A 21,601-nucleotide genomic window follows, 5' to 3' on the forward strand; every position below is an offset into this window, starting at 1 on the left:
CGGGAGTCGTCCGCCGCTCCCGCCGGGATGTGGGCGTGCGCACCGTCACACCTGCGAGGGCGACAAAGACCGCTGCGATGACTTGGAATAAGACCCATCGACCACACCCGTCGCCGTTCTCGGCGGCTCGGCTGCAAGGGGCACACCATGACACGAGTCGTCGTCAGCGGGTACGGGGCGGTGACCCCGGTCGGGCGCACCGCCCCCGACACGTGGGAGGCGCTGCTGCGCGGGGAGCCGGGCGTGCAGGCGATCGACGACGACTGGGCGGCCGAGCTGCCCGTGCGCATCGCCGCGCGCGTCGACGACGTCTTCGCCGAGGCGCTGTCCGTCCGGGAGCGGCGCCGCACCGACCGGGCGGAGCAGCTCACGCTCGTCGCGGGCCGGGAGGCGTGGGCGTCCGCCGGGTCGCCCGACGTCGACCCGACGCGTCTCGCCGTCGTCGTCGGCTCCGCGAACGGCGGGATCGCGACGACGCTCGACCAGTCGCGCGTCCTGCACGAGCAGGGCCACCGGCGCGTCTCCCCGCACACCGTGACGATGCTCATGGCCAACGGCCCGGCCGCGTGGCTGTCGATCGACCTCGGCGCCAAGGCCGGCGCGCGCGCCCCGATCAGCGCGTGCGCGGCGGGCTCGGAGGCGATCACGATGGGCCGCGAGATGATCCTCGCCGGCTCGGCGGACGTCGTCGTGTGCGGGGGCGTCGAGGCGGGCGTCCAGCCGTTCTCGCTCGCGGCCTTCGCCGCGGCCCGCGCGATGTCGACCCGCAACGACGAGCCGGAGCGCGCGTCCCGGCCGTTCGACGTGGACCGGGACGGGTTCGTCATGGGCGAGGGCTCGACGCTCCTCGTGCTCGAGCGCGAGGACCACGCCCGGGCCCGCGGGGCGGTCGTGCACGGCGTCGTCTCGGGTGCGGCCCTGACGTCGGACGCGTACGACATCGTCGGCGGCGACCCCGAGAACCAGGCCCGCACGATCACGATGGCGCTGCGCTCGGCGGGCCTCTCCCCCGAGGACGTCGGGCTCGTCCACGCGCACGCGACGGCGACCCCCGTCGGGGACGTCAACGAGGCGGACGCGCTGCGCGCCGCCCTCGGGATGCCGCCGCCCGTCACCAGCACGAAGGGCGCGACGGGCCACCTCCTCGGCGCGTCGGGCGCGCTGGGCGTCCTCGTCGCGCTCCTCGCCCTGCGCGACGGCCGCGTGCCGCCCACGCTCAACGTCGACACGCTCGACCCCGCGATCGACCTCGACGTCGTGCGGGAGGCGGCCGCGACGTCGGCCCGGCACGCGCTCGTCGACGCGTTCGGGTTCGGCGGTCACAGCTCGAGCGTCGTGGTCTCGCGCGACTGACCGGGATCGCCGAGCACGAGGTCGCCGTCGGGAAGGCGGCCAGAACGCCACGGACCCCGTGGTCGACGGCGAGCAACCCCGTCCCCGGGCACGATGGAGCGATGGACCTCGACGCACGCCTCGCCGACATCACGACGCTCGACGTCGACGCGATCGTCAACGCCGCGAACTCGTCGCTGCTGGGCGGCGGCGGGGTGGACGGCGCGATCCACGCCGCAGCCGGGCCGCGGCTCCTGGAGGAGTGCCGACGGCTCCGGCGCACGACCCTCCCCGACGGCCTGCCCGTGGGCGACGCCGTCGCCACCGACGCCTACGACCTCCCCGCCCGCTGGGTCGTGCACACCGTCGGGCCGAACCGCTACCGCGGCGAGACGGACCCCGCGCTCCTCGCGTCGTGCTTCGCCCGCTCGCTCGACGTCGCGGACGACCTCGGCGCCACGACCGTCGCCTTCCCCGCGATCAGCGCGGGCGCGTACGGCTGGGACGTCGAGGAGGTCGCCCGCGTGGCGGTGGACGCCGTCCGCGGCTGGTCCGCACCCGACCTCTTCGACGAGCCCACCGGCCCGACGGCGGCCCAGGACCCGGACGGGTCGCGCCCCGGGCCGGGCGTCGCCGCCGTCACGTTCGCCCTCGCGACGCCGCGGGCGCTCGCGGCGTTCCAGGCCGCCCTCGCCCGCTGAGCCCCGACCCTCGGGGTCGCCGCCCCGAGGATCAGGGTCGGGTCGGGGGACCTCCGGATACCGGGGCGCCCGGGACGCTCGTACCGTCGAGGCATGAGCACCTCAGACGCCTCCACCGCCGCGTACCGCCCGACGCTGTCCCGCCCGCGCCACGGCCGGATGATCGCCGGCGTGTGCGCCGGGATCGCCCGCCGGTTCGGCTGGGACCCGACCGTCGTCCGCATCGTCGCCGCGGTCTCGATCCTGCTCCCCGGCCCCCAGGTCATCGCGTACCTGGTCCTGTGGGCCCTCATGCCGAACGACCGCGACTGAGCACGGTCCACGCGCCGGTCGCGCAAAGCCCCTGGCGGTCGTTCGACCGACTCGTCCCGGCTGGCCGGGACGCCTCAGTCGAGCTCGACGACGACGGCGCCGGACGGGTCACGCAGCACGGTGCCCTCGACCCTCACGGTGACCTCCAGCGGGCCCTGCGGCCATCGAGCACTCACCGTGTACGGGGCGGACGCGCGCACCTCCTCGCCGGTCACGAGGTCGAGCGGCTCGTCCTGGGCCCAGACGGCGGACGCCACGTCCACCCCTGCGTACCCGCGGAAGATCCCGTCCGCGACGCTCTGCGGGCAGTCGTCGCCCGTGAGCCCGGCGGCGGTGCACGAGGCGAGCAGCTCGTCGATGCGCGCCTCGGCCTCGGTGGCCACCTCGGCGCGGAGCACCGGGTCGACGTGCAGCATCTGCGAGCGCAGCTCCGCTCCCGGAGGAGGCTGGATCGCGTCCGGGTCCACGGGGAACTCCACCGTGAACGGCTCGCTGTCGCCGCCGTCGGGATCGATCGTCGTGAGGTCCTGCGGCCCGGCGAGCTCGAGGTCGTAGATCCCGGGAAGCAGCCGCAGGGGCCCCGACGTCGCGAGGTCGAACACGCCCGACCCCTCGACCACGATCTCCACCGGGACGCCCGGATGGACGACCGGGAGCCCGTGATCGGACCAGAGCGCGACCCTCGGCTCCCCTCCGACGGTCTCCGTGCTGACCACGAGGGTGCGCGTCTCCTCCTCGCCGTCGAGCCGGTACTCGACGTCCACCGAGGACTCCGGGCCCGACCCGGTCACGGAGGTGACACGGGCCTCGACGGGGCGCACCGCCTCGGCGTAGACCGCGTCGTCGAGCGCGACCGGGCTGACCACCGACGGATCGCTCAGCAGCTCGCCCGCTCCCGTGGCGTCGCCGTCGACGAGGCGGTCGAAGAAGGTCGTGACCACCTGCTCCGCGGCCCTCTCCTCGGAGCTCTGGAACGAGCACCCCGCCACCGTCAGGGGGACGACCACGGTCGTGAGGCCGGCGGCCCACCGCGCCGCGCGTGACGACGCCCTCACCGGATCACCGCCCCTGCTCGCGGACGGCCCCGGAGCCGTCGACGGTGGTCCCGGGCTCGGCGTCGGTCTTCCACGCCCTGCCCCGGAAGGACGACACGCCGGCCGGCGCACTGCACTCCATGCTGTTCCTCTTCCCCTTCTGCCCTACCCTCGCTCCGCCCCGGACCCAGCAGCCGTCCGGAGCGTCACCGTCGAGCCCCGCTGGTCGGGCGGGCGCGTCGTCGAGCACCGCCCTACCTTCGCCGATGAGCGCCGAGATCGCCTCATGAGCGGCGCGGCTCCCGCTCCGGACGGCAGCGCTCGGGCTCGTCTGCGGTGCCCCGGACGGGCGGCCGTTGCTCCGAGCGACGGACTCGCGCACGGAGTACCTGATACTTCGGGCCCGTGACCGAATCGTGACGGCGAAAGTACCTAGTACTCGCTGTCCGTGGTGTCCGGGGCGTTGCTAGCGTCGCTGGGGATCTACCTGCTACTCCACGTCCCGCCAACGGTGGCGGGCGCACCGGCGCACTCCCGCGCCGAGCAGACCGGTACCCGCCTCTCCCGCAGCTCTCCCCTCGTGCCGACCGCCCCGCGACGACGCCGGGCGTGAGGAAGGACGACAGATGACGCAGCACGCTCTCCGACCGTCACGCACGCACACGGTCCTCACCTCCGTCGCGCTCGCCGTGCTCGCCCTCGCGGTCGCCGGCCTGGTCGCGTTCCTCCTCGTGTACAACGGCAAGGTCGCCGACGGCGCGACCCGCCTCGACGACGGCGCGGCCGAGCTCGACGCGGGCGCCGCGACCCTCGCCGACGGCACGACCGAGGCCCAGGCCGGCGCCCGACGCCTCGCCGACGGCGCGGACGACCTCGAGGCCGGCGCGGGCGACCTCTCCGCCGGGGCGCGGAAGGCGTCCGACGGCGCCACCCAGCTCGCCACGGGCGGCGCCACCGCGCTGGACGGCGCGACCGAGCTCGCCGCCGGGGCGGACGAGCTCAACGCCGGGGCGGCACGCCTCGCCGCCGGGGCGGGCGACGCCGCGAGCGGCGCGGCCCGGCTCGCCGCGGGCAGCAAGGACCTCGACTCCGGGGCGGCACGCCTCGCCGCGGGCAACGCCCGGGCGGCCGACGGCGCGTCCCAGATCGCGGCGGGTGCGGGCACCCTGAAGGACGGCGCGGCCGAGCTCTTCGCCGGGAACGCGACGGCCGCGCAAGGTGCCGGGCTGCTCGCCGAGGGCACCTCGGCGCTCGCCACCGGCGCGTCCGACCTCGCCGACGGCACGGCACGGCTCGCCGTCGGGGCGAGCACCGTCGCGGACGGCGCGTCGACGGTCACCACGGGCCTCACCGGCGCCGCGTCCGGCGCGCGCGATCTCGCGACCGGGGCGAGCAGCGTCTCGGCGGGCGCGTCAACCCTGCGCGACGGCGTCGCCGCCACCGCCCGGGGCGCCGGCTCGCTCGCGCCGGGCGCGGCGACGGTCGCGGCGGGCGCCGAGCAGCTGTCCGTTGGAGCGAGCTCGTTGCAGGCCGGCACGGCGCTCCTGGCGCCGGGCGCGCAGCAGGTCGCGGCGGCGTCCGCCCAGCTCCGGGACGGCGCGACCGGACTGGCGGCGGGTCTGTCCACGGCCCGCGACGGCGCCGTCGGCCTGGCCGACGGGACGCGTTCGGTGGCCGAGGGCGCCGACCAGGTCCACGCGGGCGCGGACTCCCTCGCCGCACAGCTCCAGGGCCTGGCCGCGGCGACCGACGACCCGGCTCTCAAGGCGAGGCTCGACGCGCTCGCGGGTGCGGCGGGCTCGGTGCGCGACGGTGCGGCGAGGGTCGACGCCGGCGCAGGAGGGCTCGTCGCCGGCGCGTCCGCCCTGCGCGACGGGCTCGCGGGCGACTCCGGCGCCGCGGCGGGCGCGGCCCGGCTCGAGGCGGGTCTTCGGGACCTCAGCACCGGAGCCGCACGGGTGTCCACCGGCGCCCAGGAGGCGGACGCGGGCGCGACGCGGCTCGCGGAGGGCGCGGCCGGGCTCGCCACCGGCGCCGCCGCGGTCTCCGGCGGGGCACAGAGCCTCGCCGCCGGGACGGCGCAGCTCTCCGGAGGGGCCGACGCTCTCGCTGCTGGCGCGAGCACGGTCTCGGCCGGCAACGCCTCGCTCGCCGGGGCGACCCGCGCCCTCGCCGACGGCGCCGCGAAGGTGTCGGGCGGCGCGACGACCTTGGCCGCCGGGAACGCGGCGTCGGCAGACGGCGCCGCCCGTCTCGCCGCCGGGAACACCGACGCGGCCGACGCCTCGGCAGCGCTCGCCGAGGGCACGGCTCGCCTGGCCGACGGCGCCTCGCGGGTCGCTGGCGGCAACGCCCAGCTCGCCACCAAGACCTCCGAGCTCGCCGCAGGCGCGTCGGAGCTCGCGTCCGGCGCCGCCGACCTCAAGGCCGGGACGGCGAGGGCCGCGACCGGCGCGAGCGACCTCTCCGCCGGCACGGTGCGGCTGCGCACGGGCGCGGGCGACCTGTTCGGCGGGACCACGCGGCTGGAGGACGGGACGCTGCGCCTGCAGAACGGGCTCACGACCCTCTCGACGGGCGCGACGACCCTCGCGGCGGGCAACGCGGCGCTGGCCGAGGGCTCCGCGACGCTGCACGCCGGCACGACGACCCTCGCCGACGGCGCGTCCGACCTGCACGACGGCAGCACCCGCATCGCCGACGGCGCGGCCACGCTCGCGGACGGCACGGGCACCCTCTCCGACGGCACGACGGAGCTCAAGGACAGCGTCGAGAACAGCCCCGTCGGACGGGTGTCGCTCGGCATGTCGGCGCTGGTCGGCGGGTCCGTGCTCGCGGGCGTCGCGGGCGTCGGGCTCGGGCTGCGCCGTCGGCTCGCGGCGGTCTGACGGACCGACGCGCACGGCCGGGCGGCGTCCTCGCCGCCCGGCCCTCGGCTCGGGGGCGGCCTCACGTCGACGGTGCCGCCCTCGCGGGCGGCGGTCCCGGTGGACAGGACTCCGGGGTCGCCGCCCTTTTCTCTCGCTACCGGGCTGCGGGCCCGCCGCCACGGCGCGCGGCCGCGTAGCCGCGAGCGCGCAGCGCGTCCTCCCAGCCATACGTGCCGAGGTGGCGCGGCGCGTGACCGGTGGGGTCGAAACGCACCTCGGGGTCGTCGCCGTCGTGCGCGGACCCCGTCTCGGGTCCGTGCAGCTCGACCGCGCCGAACCGGTGCCAGGCGCCGAGCGGGGTCGCCTCGAGCACCTCGAGCACCGGCGTGCCGACGACCCGCGCCGCGTCGCGGTCCGGCCGCAGGGCGAGCACGCGGGGACCGTGCGGCGACCGCAGCGGCATGAGCGTCGACAGCCAGCCGCGCAGCAGCGCGCGGCGCGGCACGAGGAGGAAGCGCGTGAGCCGCCCCCTCCCCGAGGAGGCGAGCAGGACGTCCTGGGGCACGCCGTCGTCGGTCCAGCGCACGGCGATCCCGACGACGTCCGGGAGCCCGCTCGGGAGGCCTGCCCCGAGGGACACGCGCACCGTGACGGGCGTGCGGCCCTGCGGGACGCTGACCGCGCCCGCCTCGTCCTCCGCGACGACGAGCGTGCCGCGGAGCAGCACGCCGCGCGCGTGCATCGGGCGGCCGCCGCGCAGGCGCGCGACCGTGCCGGTCACGGCCGCGAGCGCCGCGCCGACGGGTCGAGAGAGCGTCTCCACGAGTCCTGCCACGCGGCCACGGTCGCACCGCCCCGGGCCACCCGCACGGCCGCGGGCTCGTCACCCGCCCGGGGTGCCGGGGATCAGGGGGTCTGCTGCCCCGTGGAGCCCGGCGCCTGGAGATCCGAGAGATCCGGGAGGTCCGGCACGTCGAACGTGGGGACGTCGATCGTCGGGACGTTGAGCTCACCCATCCGCTCCTGGAGCTCCTCCTGGCGGACCCGGTTGTTCTCCTGGAGGCACGCGAGGCGCGCGGCGGGGCGCCCGGCACACTCCTGCACGGCCGAGCCCGGGTCGCGCGGGGCGCGCTCCTCCTGGGCGTAGCGACCGTCGGCGTCGTGCTCGTCGGGGGCGACGGGCAGCGCGGCGAGCGCGGCCGCCTCGGCGAGCAGCAGCAGGACCGTGACGAGGACGAGGACGGCGCCGCCCAGCCCCGCGCGGACCGCGGCGGCCGTGCTCACGGGCGGGCGCTCGTCGGACACCGCGCGCTGCCGGGCCGCGACGCGCCCCGCGGCCCACATCCCGACGACGAGCGGCAGCACGTACGCCACCGCGGCCAGCGCCGCCACGGGGCGCGCGTCCTCGCGCGCGACCGCGCCCGGGCCGATGCTCCCGACGACGACCGCGACGATCCCGAGGACGACGGCACGGCGCACGACGGCGCCCCGCAGGCTCGCGCGCAGGGCCGCGATCCGCGCGGCTCCCGCCGTCCCGGCCGGCAGGTACCCGAGCTCGCGCGCCTGCGTGAACATCGCCGCGTGCAGCACGGCCGAGGTCACGGTCGTCAGGGCCAGCACCACCCCGAGCCCGACGAGGAACCAGCGGACGGCGACGGCGTCGCGCACGACGCAGAGCAGGGCGAGGCCCGCGAGGACGCCCGCCCACCCGACGGCGATCGCCACGACGGTGCCGCCGCGGAACGGGGTCCGACGCAGGGTGCGGCGCAGCAGCCCGCGCGGGACCTGGAGCAGGACGGGCAGGACGCGCAACGCGGTCACGCCCGTCCACAGGAGCACGACGACCCCCCAGACCGGCACGCTGCCCACGTGGGCGTCGCTCATCGCGAAGGCGACGACGAGGGCGACCGCCCCGACGAGCAGGACCGGCATCTCGACGAGCCGCAGCACCTGCTGCCACACGCTGAGGTGCAGCAGGTACCCGGCCTCGGCGTGCTCGGGGTTCATGGCGAGGACGCCGCTGTACCCCTGGGCGCTGCGGCTCGCGTCGAGCGCGAGGGCCGCGTCGAGGTAGAGGAGGTCCTCGTGCTCCGGCGCGACGGCGAGCCCCTGCCGCACCAGGGCGCGCGCCCGGTCGTCGTCCCCGAGGCGCGACCACAGCCGGGCCGCCTGCGCGAGCCGGTCCGGGGCCTCGGGGGCGAGCTCGAGCGCCGAGGCGATGCGCTCGCGCGCGAGCCGCCGGTCGGCGCCGCGCACGCGCCCCGAGAGGAGGGCGTCGGCGAGCTGGAGGTGGTAGCGCGCGTCGTCGGGGTCGAGCTCGAGCGCACGGCGTGCGGCGTCGCGCGCGCCCGGGACGTCACCGGTGTTCTGGCGCGCGACCGACAGCAGGTAGAGCGCGCCGTCGGCCGCGGGCTGGGCGGCGACCACCTGCTCCAGGAGGGGCAGCGCGTCGGCGGAGCGCTGGAGGTGCAGCCGCACCCACGCGGCAGCGAGGAGGAGCCGCGGGTCGTCGGGGACGGTCGCGAGCGCCTCGTCGACCTCGTCGAGCGCGCGCTCGGGCCGCCCCATCTGGACGAGCATCTCGACGCGCGCGCCGACGGCGCGCGGGTCGGTGGTCGTGGTCACCGTCGGCTGCCTCGCCCTCTCAGAGCATGCGCCGCGCGCGCAGGTACGCGGCGAGCTCGTCGTAGCGGCCGTCGTTGTTCGCGAACGTCACGACGTTGCGCGCGGACTGGAGCCACGCCGTCGTGGACGGCCGGACGTCCGCGAGCGCCGACTCCATGTCGGCCATCGTGACGGGTCGCACCTGGCCGGACGCGATCGAGTCCATCATCGCCTTCTCGGCCGCCGTGGCCGCCAGGTGCTCCAGGTCCGCGCCGGAGAACCCCTCGGTGCGCCGCACGACGGCGCCCAGGTCGATCCCGGCGACGGGCCGCCCCGCGAGGTGGTGGCGCAGGATGGCCTCGCGCGCGGGCTCGTCGGGCGGCAGGACGAGCACGACGCGGTCGAACCGGCCCGGGCGCAGGAGCGCCGTGTCGACGTCCCACGGGTGGTTGGTCGCGCCGAGCACGAACAGGCCGTCGTTGTCGGAGCCGATGCCGTCCATCTCCTGGAGGAGCTGGTTGACGACCGTCCGCATGCCCGACGAGCCGGAGTACTGCGCGCGCCTGCCGCCGATCGCGTCGACCTCGTCGAGGAACAGGACGGCCGGCGCGAGCTGTCGCGCGCGCTGGAACAGGGCGTGGAGGTTCTGCTCGCTCTCCCCGATGTACTTGTCGAGGATGTCCGCGAGCGTCACCGTGAGGAACCGCGCGCCGAGCTCGCCCGCGACCGCGCGCGCCATGTACGTCTTGCCGGTGCCGGGCGGCCCGTAGAGCAGCAGGCCGCCGCGCAGCGACTTGCCGAACGCCTGCGCGATGGCCTGGTGGCGCATCGGCTCCAGGAACGCCTCGCGGATGCGCTTCTTCACCGGCTCCAGGCCGCCGACGTCGGCGAGCGTCACCGTCTCGCGCGAGACCTCGAGCAGGCCCGACCCGTCGTCGGGGGCGTCGTCGCGCGCGGGCACGAGGAACGGCTGCCCGCCCCCGGGCGCCGGGTCCGCGTGGCCCTGCTCGGGTGCCGGGCTCGGGTCGGCGGGGGCGGGGCCCGTGGCGCCGACCACAGGCTCCTCGACGAAGGGCGGAGGGACGCGCACGTCGAGCTCGTCCTCCAGCCGGTCCCAGTCGATGCCCGACGCCGGGCTCCCCGGCCCGGCGGGAGCGCCCTGCCCGGGGTGGTCGGACTGCGCAGGGTGGTCGGACGGCGCGGGGTCGCCGGACGGCGCGGGGTCGCCCGGCGCGTGCCCTGGCGCGGCGTCTCCCGGTCGCGACGCCGCCGCGGCGGACGCGGCCGCCTCCTGCACGAGCCGCAGCGCCTCGCCGTCGGCGGGGTCGATCCGGAGCCCGGCGCTGGCCTGCTCGAGCGCCTCGACGGGACGCCCCGCGGCGAGCAGGAGGCTCGCGTAGTGCACGCGCAGCGGCGCGCTCGCGGGCGCTGCCGCGACGGCGGCGGCGAGCGCGGCCAGGGCGTCGGACATGGGTGCTCCTCGGGGAAGGAGGTCGGGACGACGGCGTCGTGCGGCCCGGGGCGGGGCACGGCCGGGACCAGTGTGCACGGGACCGGTGACGCGCACGATAGGGAGAGGTCCCCATGGAAACCACTTGCCATAATGGAAAGTAGATGCTTCGATGGCATCCATGAGCACCGACGACACGACCTCCTTGGCGCCCCTCGACGCGGCAGCCGCTCTCGACCGTGCCGGCCGCCTCGCCGGCGCCACCCGGGCGCGCGGGTGGCGGTGGGTCCGGCTCTACCTGACGGGGTGGGCCGTCGCGAGCGTCGGGCTGGTGCTCGCGATCGGGCTCGGCGGCCGGGTCGGCTTCGTCGTCGGCATGGCGGCCTGGGTCGCGATCGTCACCGTCGGCGCCACGTGGGCGGGGCGGCAGGGCGCCCTGGCCGTCGGCACGCGACGCCGGATCGCCGTCGGCGCCGTGTCCTGGGCCGTGGTCTACGGGGCCGTGCTCGTCGCCGGGCTGGTGGTGTGGCCCGGCTCCGTGGCGTACTGGGTGCCCGCGGCTCTCGTGAGCGCCGTCCCGCTGCTCGTCGCGGCGTGGCGGCCCGCCCCGCGGGACGCGGCGGTGACGGCGTGACCACGCGCCGTCCCCCGGCGGGCGACGGCTCCGCCGTCGACCACCACCCGCGCCACACGCTCGACGAGGTGATCCACTCCCCCGTGCGCCTCTCCGTCGTCGCCGCGCTCTCGGGCGTCGAGAAGGCGGACTTCCGGACCCTGCGCGACACCATCGAGCTGTCCGACTCGACCCTGTCGAAGCAGCTCACGGTGCTCGAGGACGCCGGGTACGTCGAGATCAGCAAGGAGCGCGCCGGACGACGCACGCGCACCTGGGTGCGCCTCACGCCCGCCGGTGCCGCCGCCCTGCGCGCGCACCTCGACGCGCTGCGCGCGATCGCGGAGGTCGCGCTGCCCCCGGCCGACGCCTGACCACAGGCGCCTCGGCGCACGCGCCCGGACGCACGCCGTCCACAGGGACCTCGTGGGTGTCGGCGGGAGGCGGCAGAGTGGGGCGCATGACGACCGAGACCGACGCGTCCACCCCGCTCGCCGTGCCCGACGACGCGCCGCCCGCGCCGCGCCCCGGCGCACGCTGCTTCGGCGACGGCGACCCGCTCTACGAGGAGTACCACGACACCGAGTGGGGGGTGGCGGTGCACGGGGACACCGCGCTGTTCGAGCGCCTGGTCCTCGAGGGCTTCCAGTCCGGGCTGTCCTGGATCACGGTGCTGCGCAAGCGACCGGCCTTCCGCGAGGTGTTCGCGGGGTTCGACCCCGAGGCGGTCGCGGCGTTCGACGAGACCGACGTCGAGCGGCTCCTGGCGGACGCCCGCATCATCCGCAACCGCCAGAAGATCACGGCGACGATCGACAACGCGCGGGCGCTCCTCGCGCTGCAGTCCGGCGGCGGCTCGCTCGACGAGCTGGTGTGGTCGTTCGCGCCGCCCGCGCGCTCCGGCCGGCCCGCCACGTGGGGCGACGTCCCGAGCACGAGCCCGGAGTCGGTCGCCCTGTCGAAGGCGCTCAAGAAGCACGGCTTCCGGTTCGTCGGGCCCACGACGGCGTACGCGGCCATGCAGGCGTGCGGCCTGGTGGACGACCACCTCGCGACCTGCCCGGTCGCCCTGAGCCGTCCCGCGCCCACGCGCTCGTGACCGATTCGCTATAGCAAAATCCGCCCGCATCGTGGACGAGGTGCGACCATGGTGGGCATGAGCGCCTACGTCTCGGTCCTCGACCTGTTCTCCGTCGGCGTCGGCCCGTCGAGCTCGCACACCGTCGGGCCGATGCGCGCGGCGAAGGCGTTCGTCACGACCCTGGCCGCGGACGACACGCTCGGCAGCGTCGCCGGCCTGCGGGTCGTGCTGTGCGGCTCGCTCGGCGCGACGGGCGTCGGCCACGGGACCCCGGAGGCCGTCGTCGCGGGCCTGCTCGGCCTCGACCCCGAGACGTGCGACCCGGCGCGCGTGCCCGGGTCGTGGGAGAAGCTCGGCGACGGCGCGCCCGTCACGCTCCTGGGCCGCCACCGCATCACCATGACCAGCGACGACGTGCGCCTCGCGCCGCTGACGCGCATGCCCGGCCACCCCAACGGGATGCGCTTCACCGCGCTCGACGCCGACGGCGCGACGGTCGCCGAGGAGGCGTACTACTCCGTCGGCGGCGGGTTCGTCCTCACCGCGGCCGAGCTCGAGGCAGCCGCCGCGAACGAGGCCGCGCAGGTCGGGGCCGAGCTCGCGGGCGAGGCGATCGACCCGCGGACCGAACCGGCCGGCGTGCCGTTCCCGTTCGCCAACGCGGCCGAGCTCCTCGCCGTGTGCGAGCGCGAGCGGACGTCCATCGCCGCGGTCGCGTGGGCCAACGAGACCGCGCTGCGCCCGGCGGCCGACGTCGAGGCGGGCGTCGACCGCATCTGGGACACGATGAGCGCGTGCGTCGACGCGGGGCTGGAGCGCGACGGCGTCCTGCCCGGGCGGCTCAAGGTCCGGCGTCGGGCCCGTGCGCAGCGCGAGCGCCTCGAGCTGGCCGACGAGCGCGGCGCCGACACGACGATCGAGTGGCTCCAGGCCTTCGCGATGGCCGTCAACGAGGAGAACGCCGACGGGCGGCGCGTCGTGACCGCCCCGACGAACGGCGCTGCCGGGATCATCCCGGCCGTCGGGCGGCACTTCCTGCGCACGCACCCGGACGTCGCCGCCGACCCGGCCCGCCGTCGTCGGGCGATGCGCACGTACCTGCTCACCGCCGCCGCCATCGGCGCGCTGTACAAGCGCAACGCGTCCATCTCCGGCGCGGAGGCCGGGTGCCAGGGGGAGGTCGGTTCGGCCTGCTCCATGGCCGCCGGCGCCGTCTGCGCGGTGCTCGGCGGCACGCCCGCCCAGGTCGAGAACGCGGCCGAGATCGCGATGGAGCACAACCTCGGCCTCACGTGCGACCCCGTCGGGGGGCTCGTCCAGGTCCCGTGCATCGAGCGCAACGCCATCGCCGCGTGCACCGCCGTCTCCGCCGCGCGCCTCGCGCTCCAGGGCGACGGCTCGCACGTCGTCTCGCTGGACACCGTCATCGAGACCATGCGCCAGACGGGCGTCGACATGTCGACCAAGTACAAGGAGACCTCGACGGGTGGCCTTGCGGTCAACGTCGTCGAGTGCTGAGCCGGAGCGCAGCGGAGCAAGCACAGGCTCCAGCACGACCGAAGGAACACGTGCGGAGCCGGCGGCCCCTCACCAGGTGCGGCGGACGTCCGCCCGCGGCCCGGTCACGAGGCTGCGTGGCGGCACGTCGTCGGTGACGACGGCGCCCGCGGCGACGACGGCGTCGCGACCGATGGTCACGCCGGGCAGGATGGTCGCTCCCGCGCCGATCCACACGTTCTCGTGGACGTCGATCGGGCCGCCGGTGAGCCAGACCTTGCGGTCGTCGGTGTCGACGGGGTGCCCGACGGTGATGAACGTGACCCGCGGTGCGACCAGCACGCGGTCGGCGAGCCGGATGCCGGCGTAGTCGAGGAACGTGCAGTTCTGGTTGACGAAGACCCGCTCGCCGAGGTCGAGGTGCAGTCCGTGGTCCGTGAAGAACGGCGGGTAGATCGTCGTGCGCGGCGGCAGCGGTCGCCCGAGGATCTGCTCGAACAGCTGGGCCTTGCCCTCCTCGTCGTCGAACGGGAGCACGTTGAGCCGCGAGGTGAGCGCGGTCGCCTCCAGCACACGCTCGGACATGGCGCGGAACTCGGGACCGTGGATGCGCATGAGCAGGTCGCTGGGCATCCCCCGATCCTCCTCCCCCGTCAGCGCGCGGCACGGGGCGCGGCGCGCCGGGCGACGACCTCCTCCACGACCGCGACGACGCCGTCCTCCCCCGGCGCGACGGCGATGCGCTCGCCGAGGCGCGCGGCGGCCCGGGCGTACGCGGGGTCGTCGAGCAGGCGGCGCACCGCGCGTCGCACCTGGGCGGGTCGCGGCGTGCTGGTCCGCAGCCGCACGCCCGTCCCGGTCCACGCGACGCGGGCCGCGACCTCCGCCTTGTCCTCCGTCTTCCCGGCGACGACGACGGGCACGCCGTGCCGCAGCGCGTGGTGCACGCCCCCGTAGCCGCCGTTCGTCACGAGGACCGACGTGCGCGGGAGCAGCGCGTCGTACGGGAGGTACTCGGCGGCGCACGCGTTGGCGGGCAGCGCGCCGAGCGTCTCGACGGGCCGCCCGCCGGTGGCGGCGACGACGAGCACGTCCTCGTCCGCGAGCGCGCGCAGGGTCGGCAGGAGGAGCTGGTGCGGGTCCTCGTTCGCGACCGTGCCCTGCGTGACGTGGACGACGGGGCGGCGCGTGCCGAGGTCGTCCCACCAGGCGGGGAGGTCGCCGTGCGCGGCGACGGGTCGCGGCGGGCCGACGAACCGGACGGGCGTGACGACGTCGGGCCGCGGGTACTCGAGCTCGGGGACAATGAGCTGCACGACGGCGTCCGCGTCGGCGGGCCAGCCCAGGAAGAACGTGTCGCTCGGGGTGGCGCCGGTCGCGCGCACCATGTCCTGCGCGGCGCGCTGCGGCGCGGCGAACGCGACGCCCTCGACGAACCGGTGCAGCGCCCGGTTGCGCAGCACCCCGAGCGGCCCGCGCGCGGGAAGCACGCCGAGGCCGAACGGTGCGGTGAGGTCGCTCTTCAGCCCGAGCGGGAAGATGCCCAGCGTGAGCACGGGAGGGCGCCGGTCGGCCGGGGTGGCGACGAGCGCCATCGCGCCGAGGAACAGGGGCTCGACGAGCACGACGTCGGCCGGGCGCGCGGCGAGGGCGTCGACGACGGCGCGGTGCTGCGCGGCGCCCGGCCGGACGAAGATCTCGAGCATGTCGTGCCGGATCGCGTCGAGACCGGTGCGGCCCGCGCGGCCCGGGAAGGCGGCCGCGAGGTCGCGGTCGTCGAAGTCGGCGGCGGCGGGCAGCGGCACGTGCTCGGCGCCGGCCGCCTCCGCGGCCGCGGCGAAGCGCGCGCCGGTGAGGAACCGGACCTCGTGGCCGTGGGCGACGAGCGCGCGCGTGACCGCGAGCAGCGGGGTGACGTGGGCATGCACGGGGGTGGAGCAGAGCAGGACGGTGGCCATCGGTGTGCCTCCCTCGGGCGGCGCGGGACGCGCCGGTCGGACGGGAAGGGCGCGGGACCGGGCCGTCCGCGCGAGGACGCCGAGGGGGAGGCGGCGTGTGAGAAGATCGGTAACCGTCAGGAGTATTCATCACCCTAGAGGGGTAGTCAATAGTGGTCCCCCGCGCCTACACGTCCGACCTCCGCGCCGAGCAGGCCGCGCGTACCCGTGAGCGCGTCGTGCGCGCGGCGGCCGAGGAGCTCGCCGAGCGTGGCTACGAGCGCACGACCCTCGCACGCGTCGCCGAACGGGCGGGCGTGTCGCTCGAGACCGTCAAGGCGCACGGGCCCAAGCGCGCCCTGCTCCTCGCGGCCTTCGAGGTGACGTTCGCGGGGTCCGAGGGCCAGGAGTCGCTCGCCGCCCGGCCCGAGGGCCGCGCCGTCGCCGGGACCACCGACCCCGAGGCCTTCCTCGACGGGCTCGTCGCGCTCGTGGCGGCGGCGAACGAACGCGTCGCGGCCCTGTGGTCGGCGTTCACGTCGGCGGCCCGCTCCGACGAGGCCGTCGTCGCCGAGCTCGCGGCGCTCCTCGACCGCCGTCGCGCGGACCTGCGCGCGAGCGTCGACGTGCTCGCGGACCACGGGTTCCGGCTGCGCGCACCGCGGGACGAGGCCGCCGAGACCCTGTCCTACCTCCTCGCGCCGGAGGGCTGGACGCACTTCGCGGCCGGTGCGGGCTGGTCGCGCGAGCGGTACCGCGCGTGGCTGCGCGACGCCGTCGTGCGCCTCGTCGCCGCACCGCCCCGGGGTGACGCGGACGCCTGACCCCTGGCGCGGCCTGGCGGGCCGCGCCTACCGTGAGCCATGAGCACCCTCACCCCCGGCTTCCAGGGCCGGCCCCGCCCGCAGGGCGTGGCGCTCCCGCCGGGCCAGTACGTCGAGACCGGGTTCCCCGTGCTCTCGGCAGGGCCCACACCGCGCGTCGACACCGCGACCTGGCGCTTCGACGTCACCACCGAGACCGGCGCGACCCGATCCTGGTCGTGGGCCGAGCTCCTGGCGCTCCCCCAGGACGAGCCGACCGTCGACATCCACTGCGTCACCCGCTGGTCGAAGTTCGGCACGTCCTGGCGCGGCGTCTCGCTCGACACGCTCCTCGGCGAGGTCGAGTCCACGGCCGACTTCGCGATGATCGGCTGCTACGGCGGCTACACGACGAACCTCCCGGTCGCCGAGCTGCTCGGTGGCAAGGCGTGGGTCGTGCACACCTTCGACGGCGCCCCGCTGCACCCCGTGCACGGCGGCCCCGCGCGGCTCCTCGTGCCGCACCTGTACTTCTGGAAGTCGGCGAAGTGGGTCAACAGCATCACCCTCATGCCCATGGACCGGCAGGGCTTCTGGGAGCGGCTCGGCTACCACGACCTCGGCGACCCGTGGCGCGAGCAGAGGTACCAGGGTGACTGAGGCGCCCGTCCGCCTCGGCGCGCGGTACGCGACGCCGTCGGGCTGGCAGGTCGCGACGCTCGTCGACGCGTGGGCCGAGAGCCCGTCCGCGCGGACGCTCGTCCTCGAGGTCCCCGCGTGGCCCGGCCACCTCGCCGGCCAGCACGTCGACCTGCGCCTCACCGCGCCCGACGGCTACACCGCCGAGCGCAGCTACTCGATCGGCAGCGCCGCGACGCGCACCCCCTTGCCCGACGACGACCCCTCCCCGGGCAGCCCGCCCGCCGTCCGGCAGGACGGCGCGGTGCCCGACGGCGTCGCCCCCGCCCGCGTCGAGGTCACCGTCCAGCGGGTCCCCGGCGGCGAGGTCTCGACCTACCTCACCGACGTGTTCGCCGTGGGTGACGCGATCGAGCTGCGCGGGCCCGTCGGCGGGTGGTTCGTCTGGTCGCCGGAGCGCGACGCGGGGACGCCCGTGCTGCTCGCGGCGGGCGGCTCGGGCCTCGTCCCGCTCATGGCGATGCTCCGCACCCGGCGCGACGCCGGCGACCGCACGCCGTTCCGGCTCGTGTACTCGGTGCGGCGCCCCGAGGACATGCTGTACGTCGACGACCTCGACCGCCTCGCGGCCGCGCACGACGGGCTCGACGTCCACGTCGTCCACACCCGTTCGACCCCGCTCGGCTCGATGCGCGGGCCCGGCCGCGTCGAGCGGCGCGAGCTCGCCGCGTGGGGCTGGCCGCCCGAGATCGAGCCCGCGTGCTTCGTGTGCGGGCCGACGGGGTTCGTCGAGGCCGTCGCACGGCAGCTCGTGGCGCTCGGCCACGACCCGGCGCGGATCAAGACCGAGCGCTTCGGGCCAGCGGTCGACTGACCGCGGCGGAGCGCGTCAGAGCCGCAGCGGTACCGCTGCGCAAGGATCGCGCTCCCGCCGACACAGTCGGAGAGAGGGCGGCGGGCGCGCCGCCCCCGACGGCCGGGGGGATCGATGACGACGACGACGACCGCAGGACCGCACCGGGAGCCGAGCCCGCCGCGGCGCACGCTGACCGCCCTGGCGACGACGGCGGCGCTGGCCGCGCTCACGGCGTGCGCGGGCGGTGTGCCGGCAGGCCCGGACCTGCCGCTCGCCACCGCCGACACCGCGCGGGACGTCGTGCGCGTGACCGACGCCGGCGCGACACCCCGCGTCGTCGACGCGACCGAACGGCTCGGCCTGACGATGCTCGCCGCGGCACCGCGCGACGGGAACGTCGTGGTGTCGCCCGCGAGCGCCGTCGTCGCGCTCTCGATGCTGGCCGAGGGCGCGCGGGGCGACACGGCGCTCACCCTCGACGACGTGCTCGGCGCGTCCGGCCAGGACCGGACGGACGCGGTCAACGCCCTCCTCGCGTCGCTCGACGCCTACGACGGCGACCCGGCGCAGGTCCGGGCGGACGAGCTCCCGGAAAAGCCTCTCGTGCACGTCGCGAACCAGGTCGTGCTCGACGACGAGGCCGAGGTCCACGAGCCCTACCTCGAGTCGCTCGCGACCGGGTACGGCGCCGGGGTGCTGCACACGGACCTCGGGACGTCGTCGGGCATGGTGCCGCTCAGCGAGTGGGTCCGGTTCCACACCGGCGGGCTGATCGAGGAGAGCGCCATCGAGCCCGACGTCGACCTGCGCCTCGTGCTCCAGAACGCGGTCCTGTTCGCCGCCCGGTGGGAGGCACCGTTCGACGTGGGCGACACGGCGCCCTCGCCCTTCACGCTCGGGGGCGGCGACACGGTGGACGTGGAGTCGCTGCGGCTCACGGAGACGTGGGCGTACGCCGAGGACGACGGGTGGCGCGCGGTCCGGCTGCCGTACGTCGAGGGGTTCCACGCCGACGTCGTGCTTCCGCCCGAGGGAGTCGATCCGGCGTCCGTCGCGCCGGGGCGGCTCGTCGCGCTGCGGGAGACGCTGGACACGGCACCCCGGCTGACGGTCGCGCTCATCCTGCCGACGCTCGACGTCCCCGCCGAGGACCCGCTGGACCTCCGGCCCGCGCTCTCCGCCGCCGGGCTGGGCGGGCTTCTCGACCCGGCCACGCCGCCAGACCTCGGCGGCATCAGCGACGAGGAGCTCTACGTCTCGCAGGCGTGGCAGCAGGCGCTCCTCCAGGTCGACGCCGAGGGCACCGTCGCGGCGGCCGTCACCGAGGTCGGTGTCGGGGCGGTGTCGGCGGAGGCCGTGGCCGAGATCGTCACCTTCCGCGTGGACCGGCCCTACCTCTTCTCGGTGTCCTCCGACGACACCGGCTGGCCGCTCTTCACCGCGGCGATCAGGGACCCGCGGCACTGACGGCGCGGGGGCCCGGGCCGAACCGCCACCGCATCGCCGCGTGCTCGGACGTGCGCTCGTACGCGAACACGACCTCGGGCCGCACGGCGAAGACGAGCGCCGGGTCGCCGTCGTGGAGGAACACGCCGTCCCCGACGTCGAACGCCCAGTCGTCGCCGTACTTGCAGCGCCACCGCTCGGCGAGGCGGTGCAGCGCGGCATCGTCGGTGACGCGCGCGGCGGTGCCCTCGACGACGACGTCGAGCGCGTCCTCGTAGGCGTTCGTCCCGGTCGTGAGGACGACGCGCGCGTTCTCGGCCAGGTTGCGGGCCTTGCGCTCGTCGGGCCCGGTGGTCACGTGGAGGCGGCCGTCGGCGACGACCGTCATGAGCGGCGTGACGTGCGGGCGCCCGTCGGGGCGCACGGTCGAGATCCACGAGATCTCGGCCCGTTCGAGCGTGCTGCGCACCGTCTCCCACGGGACGGGGCGCGCGCCGGGAGAGCTGAAGCCGGGGACGAGCGTGCCCTGCGGTGCGTCGGGGTCGGTCTGTCGGGCGTCGGGTCGCGCGGCCGGCTGGTCGGCGGTGGTCATGGCGGTCCTCTCGTCGGTCCTGCCTCTGGGACCGACGAGCGCGCCCGGACTCATCGGTCGCGCGGGCCTCGGTCCTGCGCCGACCGGCGGGGCGTCACCGCACGTCGTCGGGGCCGGCCTCATGACCGGGGCGGCCCGCCGTGCGCCGGTCCTGCTTCATCCGCGCCTCGAACAGGTGCCGTGCGCCGCCCGCGAGCTCGTCGCGCGCGGCGCGCTCGTGCTCCCGGAACGCCGACCAGTAGCCGTCGTCGTACTCCTCGACGAGCTGGAACGTCCAGCGGCCGGGGACGACGTTGCGGCCCACGAGGTCCGTCTCGATGCGGTCCGCGACCTCGGCGTGCCCTGCGGCGCGCAGCTTCTCGACCGCGTCACCGAGGGCGAGGTCCGCCTCGCCGGTGAGCTGGTGGAACGTGTAGAGGTGCCCGCGCGCGCGTTCCGTCGTCTCGAGCGCCTCGCTCAGGGCACCGAGCGCCTCGACGGTCACGTCGGTCACGCCGTCGGGCACGGGACGGCCGGGCAGGTCCGCAGGGTTCCGGGAGGTCTCGTCGCTCACGCGGCCACGCTAGGCACGGCCCGCCGGGCCCGCACGCGCTCGCCGACGACGACCACCGCCCCGAGCGACACCCCGCGCGCGTGGGCATGCTGTGACAGGGTTGACCCGCCACCCCCGACCGAGGACAGCGCCGCGAGCCATGCCACAGACCGCACCCGTACCGACCGTCACGAGCGAGCCCACCCCGAGCCAGCGCCCCCACCGGGCCGCGCGGCTCGAGGACCGGTGGCGCGCCGTCGTCTCCCGCTTCCAGAAGGCCCGCGGGTGGCGCCCGCGCGTCGAGCCGTTCGCCGGCTACGGGAGCCCGCGCCGCGTGCGCGTGCTGGGCCGGGTGCTGCTCGCGAGCCCCGCGTTCGACCCGGCGCTGCACGAGCGCGAGTCCGCGGACCGCCGCGGCTGGCGCTACTTCTTCACCGCCCCGGCCCCGCGCGAGGAGGTCCGCGTGCGGGTGGGCGGCACGACGGTCGACCTCGTGTCCGACCGCGGCGGCTACCTCGACCGGGTGATCGACGTCGACCTCGCGCCGGGCTGGCACGACGTCTCGTTCCGGACGTCGGCGGGCGCGACGGCGACCGGCCGCGTGTTCGTCGTGGCCGACGGGCGCCGGCTCGGCGTCGTCTCGGACATCGACGACACCGCGATGGTGACGGCCGTCCCGCGCCCGTTCATCGCGGCGTGGAACACGTTCGTGCGGCACTCGAGCGCCCGCGTGCCGGTGCCGGGCATGGCGGCGCTGTATCGCGGCATCGCGACGTCGCAGCCCGGCACCCCGTTCGTCTACGTGTCGACGGGCGCGTGGAACACCGCCGCCAACCTGCGGCGCTTCCTCCAGCGCCACGGCTTCCCGCCCGGCCCGCTGCTGCTCACCGACTGGGGCCCCACCAACACGGGCTGGTTCCGCAGCGGCCCGGAGCACAAGGACACGTCGCTCGACCGGCTGTTTCGCGAGCTGCCCGACGTCGACTGGCTGCTGATCGGCGACGACGGCCAGCACGACCCCGACATCTACGCGCGCGCCGCGCGGCGCCACCCGGGCCACGTGGCGGCCGTCGCGATCCGCGAGCTGACGCCCGCGCAGCAGGTCCTCGCGCACGGCTCGCCGCTGCCCGCGCCGGGCAGCCTGCCGGGCGACGTCGGGGGCGTCCCGACGGCGCACGGGCCCGACGGCGACGCGCTCACCCGTTCGCTCGCCCGGGTCCTGCGCCGCTGACCGTCCGGCCCCGATCGGGGCCCCGCGCCACGAGGTAGAGGCACGGTCCGAGGACCACGCCTCTACCTCGC

21 protein-coding genes are annotated in these 21,601 nt (G+C 76.5%); 13 read left to right on the forward strand and 8 right to left on the reverse strand.

All coding sequences use genetic code 11. The features are described from left to right. Positions 1-147: 147 nt before the first annotated feature. From BJP59_RS16385 to BJP59_RS16395, 3 genes are all read left to right on the forward strand, one after another. Positions 148-1,353 carry a beta-ketoacyl-[acyl-carrier-protein] synthase family protein gene (locus tag BJP59_RS16385; RefSeq protein WP_194521459.1) on the forward strand — a complete coding sequence of 402 codons (1,206 nt, stop codon included), beginning with the start codon at positions 148-150 and terminating at the stop codon, positions 1,351-1,353. Positions 1,354-1,454: 101 nt separating this feature from the next. Further along, on the forward strand, positions 1,455-2,033 hold the full coding sequence (locus BJP59_RS16390; RefSeq protein ID WP_194521460.1) for an O-acetyl-ADP-ribose deacetylase: 579 nt from the start codon (positions 1,455-1,457) through the stop codon (positions 2,031-2,033). 93 nt (positions 2,034-2,126) lie between these two features. Then, positions 2,127-2,345 carry a PspC domain-containing protein gene (locus tag BJP59_RS16395; protein ID WP_021482897.1) on the forward strand — a complete coding sequence of 73 codons (219 nt, stop codon included), beginning with the start codon at positions 2,127-2,129 and terminating at the stop codon, positions 2,343-2,345. Positions 2,346-2,419: 74 nt separating this feature from the next. Here the strand turns inward: BJP59_RS16395 and BJP59_RS16400 are convergent, their stop codons facing one another. Then, positions 2,420-3,400 carry a hypothetical protein gene (locus BJP59_RS16400; RefSeq protein ID WP_194521461.1) on the reverse strand — a complete coding sequence of 327 codons (981 nt, stop codon included), beginning with the start codon at positions 3,398-3,400 and terminating at the stop codon, positions 2,420-2,422. Positions 3,401-4,005: 605 nt separating this feature from the next. Between BJP59_RS16400 and BJP59_RS20230 the strand changes: the two genes are divergently transcribed. Continuing rightward, complete coding sequence (locus tag BJP59_RS20230) at positions 4,006-6,267, forward strand: hypothetical protein (protein WP_194521462.1); 2,262 nt, start codon at positions 4,006-4,008, stop codon at positions 6,265-6,267. Between the two features lie 136 nt (positions 6,268-6,403). Here BJP59_RS20230 and BJP59_RS16410 read toward each other — a convergent pair whose 3' ends face one another. The 3 genes from BJP59_RS16410 to BJP59_RS16420 form a co-directional block, all read right to left on the reverse strand. Beyond that, positions 6,404-7,084 (reverse strand): hypothetical protein, encoded by a 681-nt coding sequence (locus tag BJP59_RS16410; RefSeq protein ID WP_194521463.1) that lies wholly within the window; start codon positions 7,082-7,084, stop codon positions 6,404-6,406. A gap of 71 nt (positions 7,085-7,155) precedes the next feature. Continuing rightward, positions 7,156-8,874, reverse strand: coding sequence for a tetratricopeptide repeat protein (locus tag BJP59_RS16415; protein ID WP_194521464.1), 1,719 nt, complete (start codon positions 8,872-8,874; stop codon positions 7,156-7,158). 19 nt (positions 8,875-8,893) lie between these two features. Further along, positions 8,894-10,324: an ATP-binding protein gene (locus tag BJP59_RS16420; RefSeq protein ID WP_194521465.1), complete on the reverse strand. Its 1,431-nt coding sequence runs from the start codon at positions 10,322-10,324 to the stop codon at positions 8,894-8,896. 160 nt (positions 10,325-10,484) lie between these two features. On the opposite strand from BJP59_RS16420, the gene BJP59_RS19960 reads away from it, so the two are divergent. The 4 genes from BJP59_RS19960 (at position 10,485) to BJP59_RS16435 (ending at position 13,515) form a co-directional block, all read left to right on the forward strand. Continuing rightward, positions 10,485-10,937, forward strand: a complete 453-nt coding sequence (locus tag BJP59_RS19960; protein ID WP_228485131.1) for a hypothetical protein — start codon at positions 10,485-10,487, stop codon at positions 10,935-10,937. Further along, positions 10,934-11,290 (forward strand): winged helix-turn-helix domain-containing protein, encoded by a 357-nt coding sequence (locus BJP59_RS19965; protein ID WP_211932621.1) that lies wholly within the window; start codon positions 10,934-10,936, stop codon positions 11,288-11,290. The genes BJP59_RS19960 and BJP59_RS19965 overlap by 4 nt, the downstream gene beginning before the upstream one ends. A gap of 86 nt (positions 11,291-11,376) precedes the next feature. Next, the gene (locus tag BJP59_RS16430; RefSeq protein WP_194521467.1) at positions 11,377-12,015 is read left to right on the forward strand and encodes a DNA-3-methyladenine glycosylase I; all 639 of its coding nucleotides are present in this window, start codon (positions 11,377-11,379) and stop codon (positions 12,013-12,015) included. A gap of 57 nt (positions 12,016-12,072) precedes the next feature. Continuing rightward, on the forward strand, positions 12,073-13,515 hold the full coding sequence (locus BJP59_RS16435) for an L-serine ammonia-lyase (protein WP_194521468.1): 1,443 nt from the start codon (positions 12,073-12,075) through the stop codon (positions 13,513-13,515). A gap of 69 nt (positions 13,516-13,584) precedes the next feature. On the opposite strand, the gene BJP59_RS16440 is transcribed toward BJP59_RS16435, so the two are convergent. Then, the gene (locus tag BJP59_RS16440; RefSeq protein WP_194521469.1) at positions 13,585-14,127 is read right to left on the reverse strand and encodes a DapH/DapD/GlmU-related protein; all 543 of its coding nucleotides are present in this window, start codon (positions 14,125-14,127) and stop codon (positions 13,585-13,587) included. A gap of 20 nt (positions 14,128-14,147) precedes the next feature. Then, a complete protein-coding gene (locus BJP59_RS16445; protein ID WP_194521470.1) occupies positions 14,148-15,452 on the reverse strand; it encodes a glycosyltransferase in 1,305 nt (434 codons plus the stop codon). A gap of 152 nt (positions 15,453-15,604) precedes the next feature. Between BJP59_RS16445 and BJP59_RS16450 the strand changes: the two genes are divergently transcribed. The 4 genes from BJP59_RS16450 (at position 15,605) to BJP59_RS16465 (ending at position 19,196) form a co-directional block, all read left to right on the forward strand. Further along, positions 15,605-16,255, forward strand: coding sequence for a TetR/AcrR family transcriptional regulator (locus BJP59_RS16450; protein ID WP_228485132.1), 651 nt, complete (start codon positions 15,605-15,607; stop codon positions 16,253-16,255). Positions 16,256-16,294: 39 nt separating this feature from the next. Beyond that, positions 16,295-16,894 carry a sulfite oxidase-like oxidoreductase gene (locus tag BJP59_RS16455; protein ID WP_163185129.1) on the forward strand — a complete coding sequence of 200 codons (600 nt, stop codon included), beginning with the start codon at positions 16,295-16,297 and terminating at the stop codon, positions 16,892-16,894. Beyond that, positions 16,887-17,747, forward strand: a complete 861-nt coding sequence (locus tag BJP59_RS16460) for a ferredoxin reductase (protein ID WP_194521471.1) — start codon at positions 16,887-16,889, stop codon at positions 17,745-17,747. The genes BJP59_RS16455 and BJP59_RS16460 overlap by 8 nt, the downstream gene beginning before the upstream one ends. Before the next feature lie 114 nt (positions 17,748-17,861). Continuing rightward, on the forward strand, positions 17,862-19,196 hold the full coding sequence (locus BJP59_RS16465; protein WP_194521472.1) for a serpin family protein: 1,335 nt from the start codon (positions 17,862-17,864) through the stop codon (positions 19,194-19,196). Here BJP59_RS16465 and BJP59_RS16470 read toward each other — a convergent pair. Continuing rightward, the gene (locus BJP59_RS16470; protein WP_194521473.1) at positions 19,177-19,767 is read right to left on the reverse strand and encodes a pyridoxamine 5'-phosphate oxidase family protein; all 591 of its coding nucleotides are present in this window, start codon (positions 19,765-19,767) and stop codon (positions 19,177-19,179) included. The two genes, BJP59_RS16465 and BJP59_RS16470, sit on opposite strands and share 20 nt — an antisense overlap. A 94-nt stretch (positions 19,768-19,861) precedes the next feature. Next, entirely contained in the window at positions 19,862-20,320 is a 459-nt protein-coding gene (locus tag BJP59_RS16475) for a hypothetical protein (RefSeq protein WP_228485133.1), read from the reverse strand. Between the two features lie 139 nt (positions 20,321-20,459). On the opposite strand from BJP59_RS16475, the gene BJP59_RS16480 reads away from it, so the two are divergent. Continuing rightward, positions 20,460-21,530 carry an App1 family protein gene (locus BJP59_RS16480; protein ID WP_194521474.1) on the forward strand — a complete coding sequence of 357 codons (1,071 nt, stop codon included), beginning with the start codon at positions 20,460-20,462 and terminating at the stop codon, positions 21,528-21,530. The last annotated feature ends 71 nt before the right edge of the window (positions 21,531-21,601 follow it).

This window comes from Cellulosimicrobium sp. JZ28 (assembly GCF_015327065.1).
GTDB classification, from domain to species: Bacteria; Actinomycetota; Actinomycetes; order Actinomycetales; family Cellulomonadaceae; genus Cellulosimicrobium; species Cellulosimicrobium funkei.

Coding starts and splice junctions, on each gene's coding strand:
- BJP59_RS16420 (WP_194521465.1), bottom strand. CDS start 10,324: ATGTCCGACGCCCTGGCCGCGCTCGCCGCCGCCGTCGCGGCAGCGCCC.
- BJP59_RS16430 (WP_194521467.1), top strand. CDS start 11,377: ATGACGACCGAGACCGACGCGTCCACCCCGCTCGCCGTGCCCGACGAC.
- BJP59_RS16395 (WP_021482897.1), top strand. CDS start 2,127: ATGAGCACCTCAGACGCCTCCACCGCCGCGTACCGCCCGACGCTGTCC.
- BJP59_RS16435 (WP_194521468.1), top strand. CDS start 12,073: ATGAGCGCCTACGTCTCGGTCCTCGACCTGTTCTCCGTCGGCGTCGGC.
- BJP59_RS16445 (WP_194521470.1), bottom strand. CDS start 15,452: ATGGCCACCGTCCTGCTCTGCTCCACCCCCGTGCATGCCCACGTCACC.
- BJP59_RS16470 (WP_194521473.1), bottom strand. CDS start 19,767: ATGACCACCGCCGACCAGCCGGCCGCGCGACCCGACGCCCGACAGACC.
- BJP59_RS16455 (WP_163185129.1), top strand. CDS start 16,295: ATGAGCACCCTCACCCCCGGCTTCCAGGGCCGGCCCCGCCCGCAGGGC.
- BJP59_RS16390 (WP_194521460.1), top strand. CDS start 1,455: ATGGACCTCGACGCACGCCTCGCCGACATCACGACGCTCGACGTCGAC.
- BJP59_RS16480 (WP_194521474.1), top strand. CDS start 20,460: ATGCCACAGACCGCACCCGTACCGACCGTCACGAGCGAGCCCACCCCG.
- BJP59_RS16385 (WP_194521459.1), top strand. CDS start 148: ATGACACGAGTCGTCGTCAGCGGGTACGGGGCGGTGACCCCGGTCGGG.
- BJP59_RS20230 (WP_194521462.1), top strand. CDS start 4,006: ATGACGCAGCACGCTCTCCGACCGTCACGCACGCACACGGTCCTCACC.
- BJP59_RS19960 (WP_228485131.1), top strand. CDS start 10,485: ATGAGCACCGACGACACGACCTCCTTGGCGCCCCTCGACGCGGCAGCC.
- BJP59_RS16465 (WP_194521472.1), top strand. CDS start 17,862: ATGACGACGACGACGACCGCAGGACCGCACCGGGAGCCGAGCCCGCCG.
- BJP59_RS16440 (WP_194521469.1), bottom strand. CDS start 14,127: ATGCCCAGCGACCTGCTCATGCGCATCCACGGTCCCGAGTTCCGCGCC.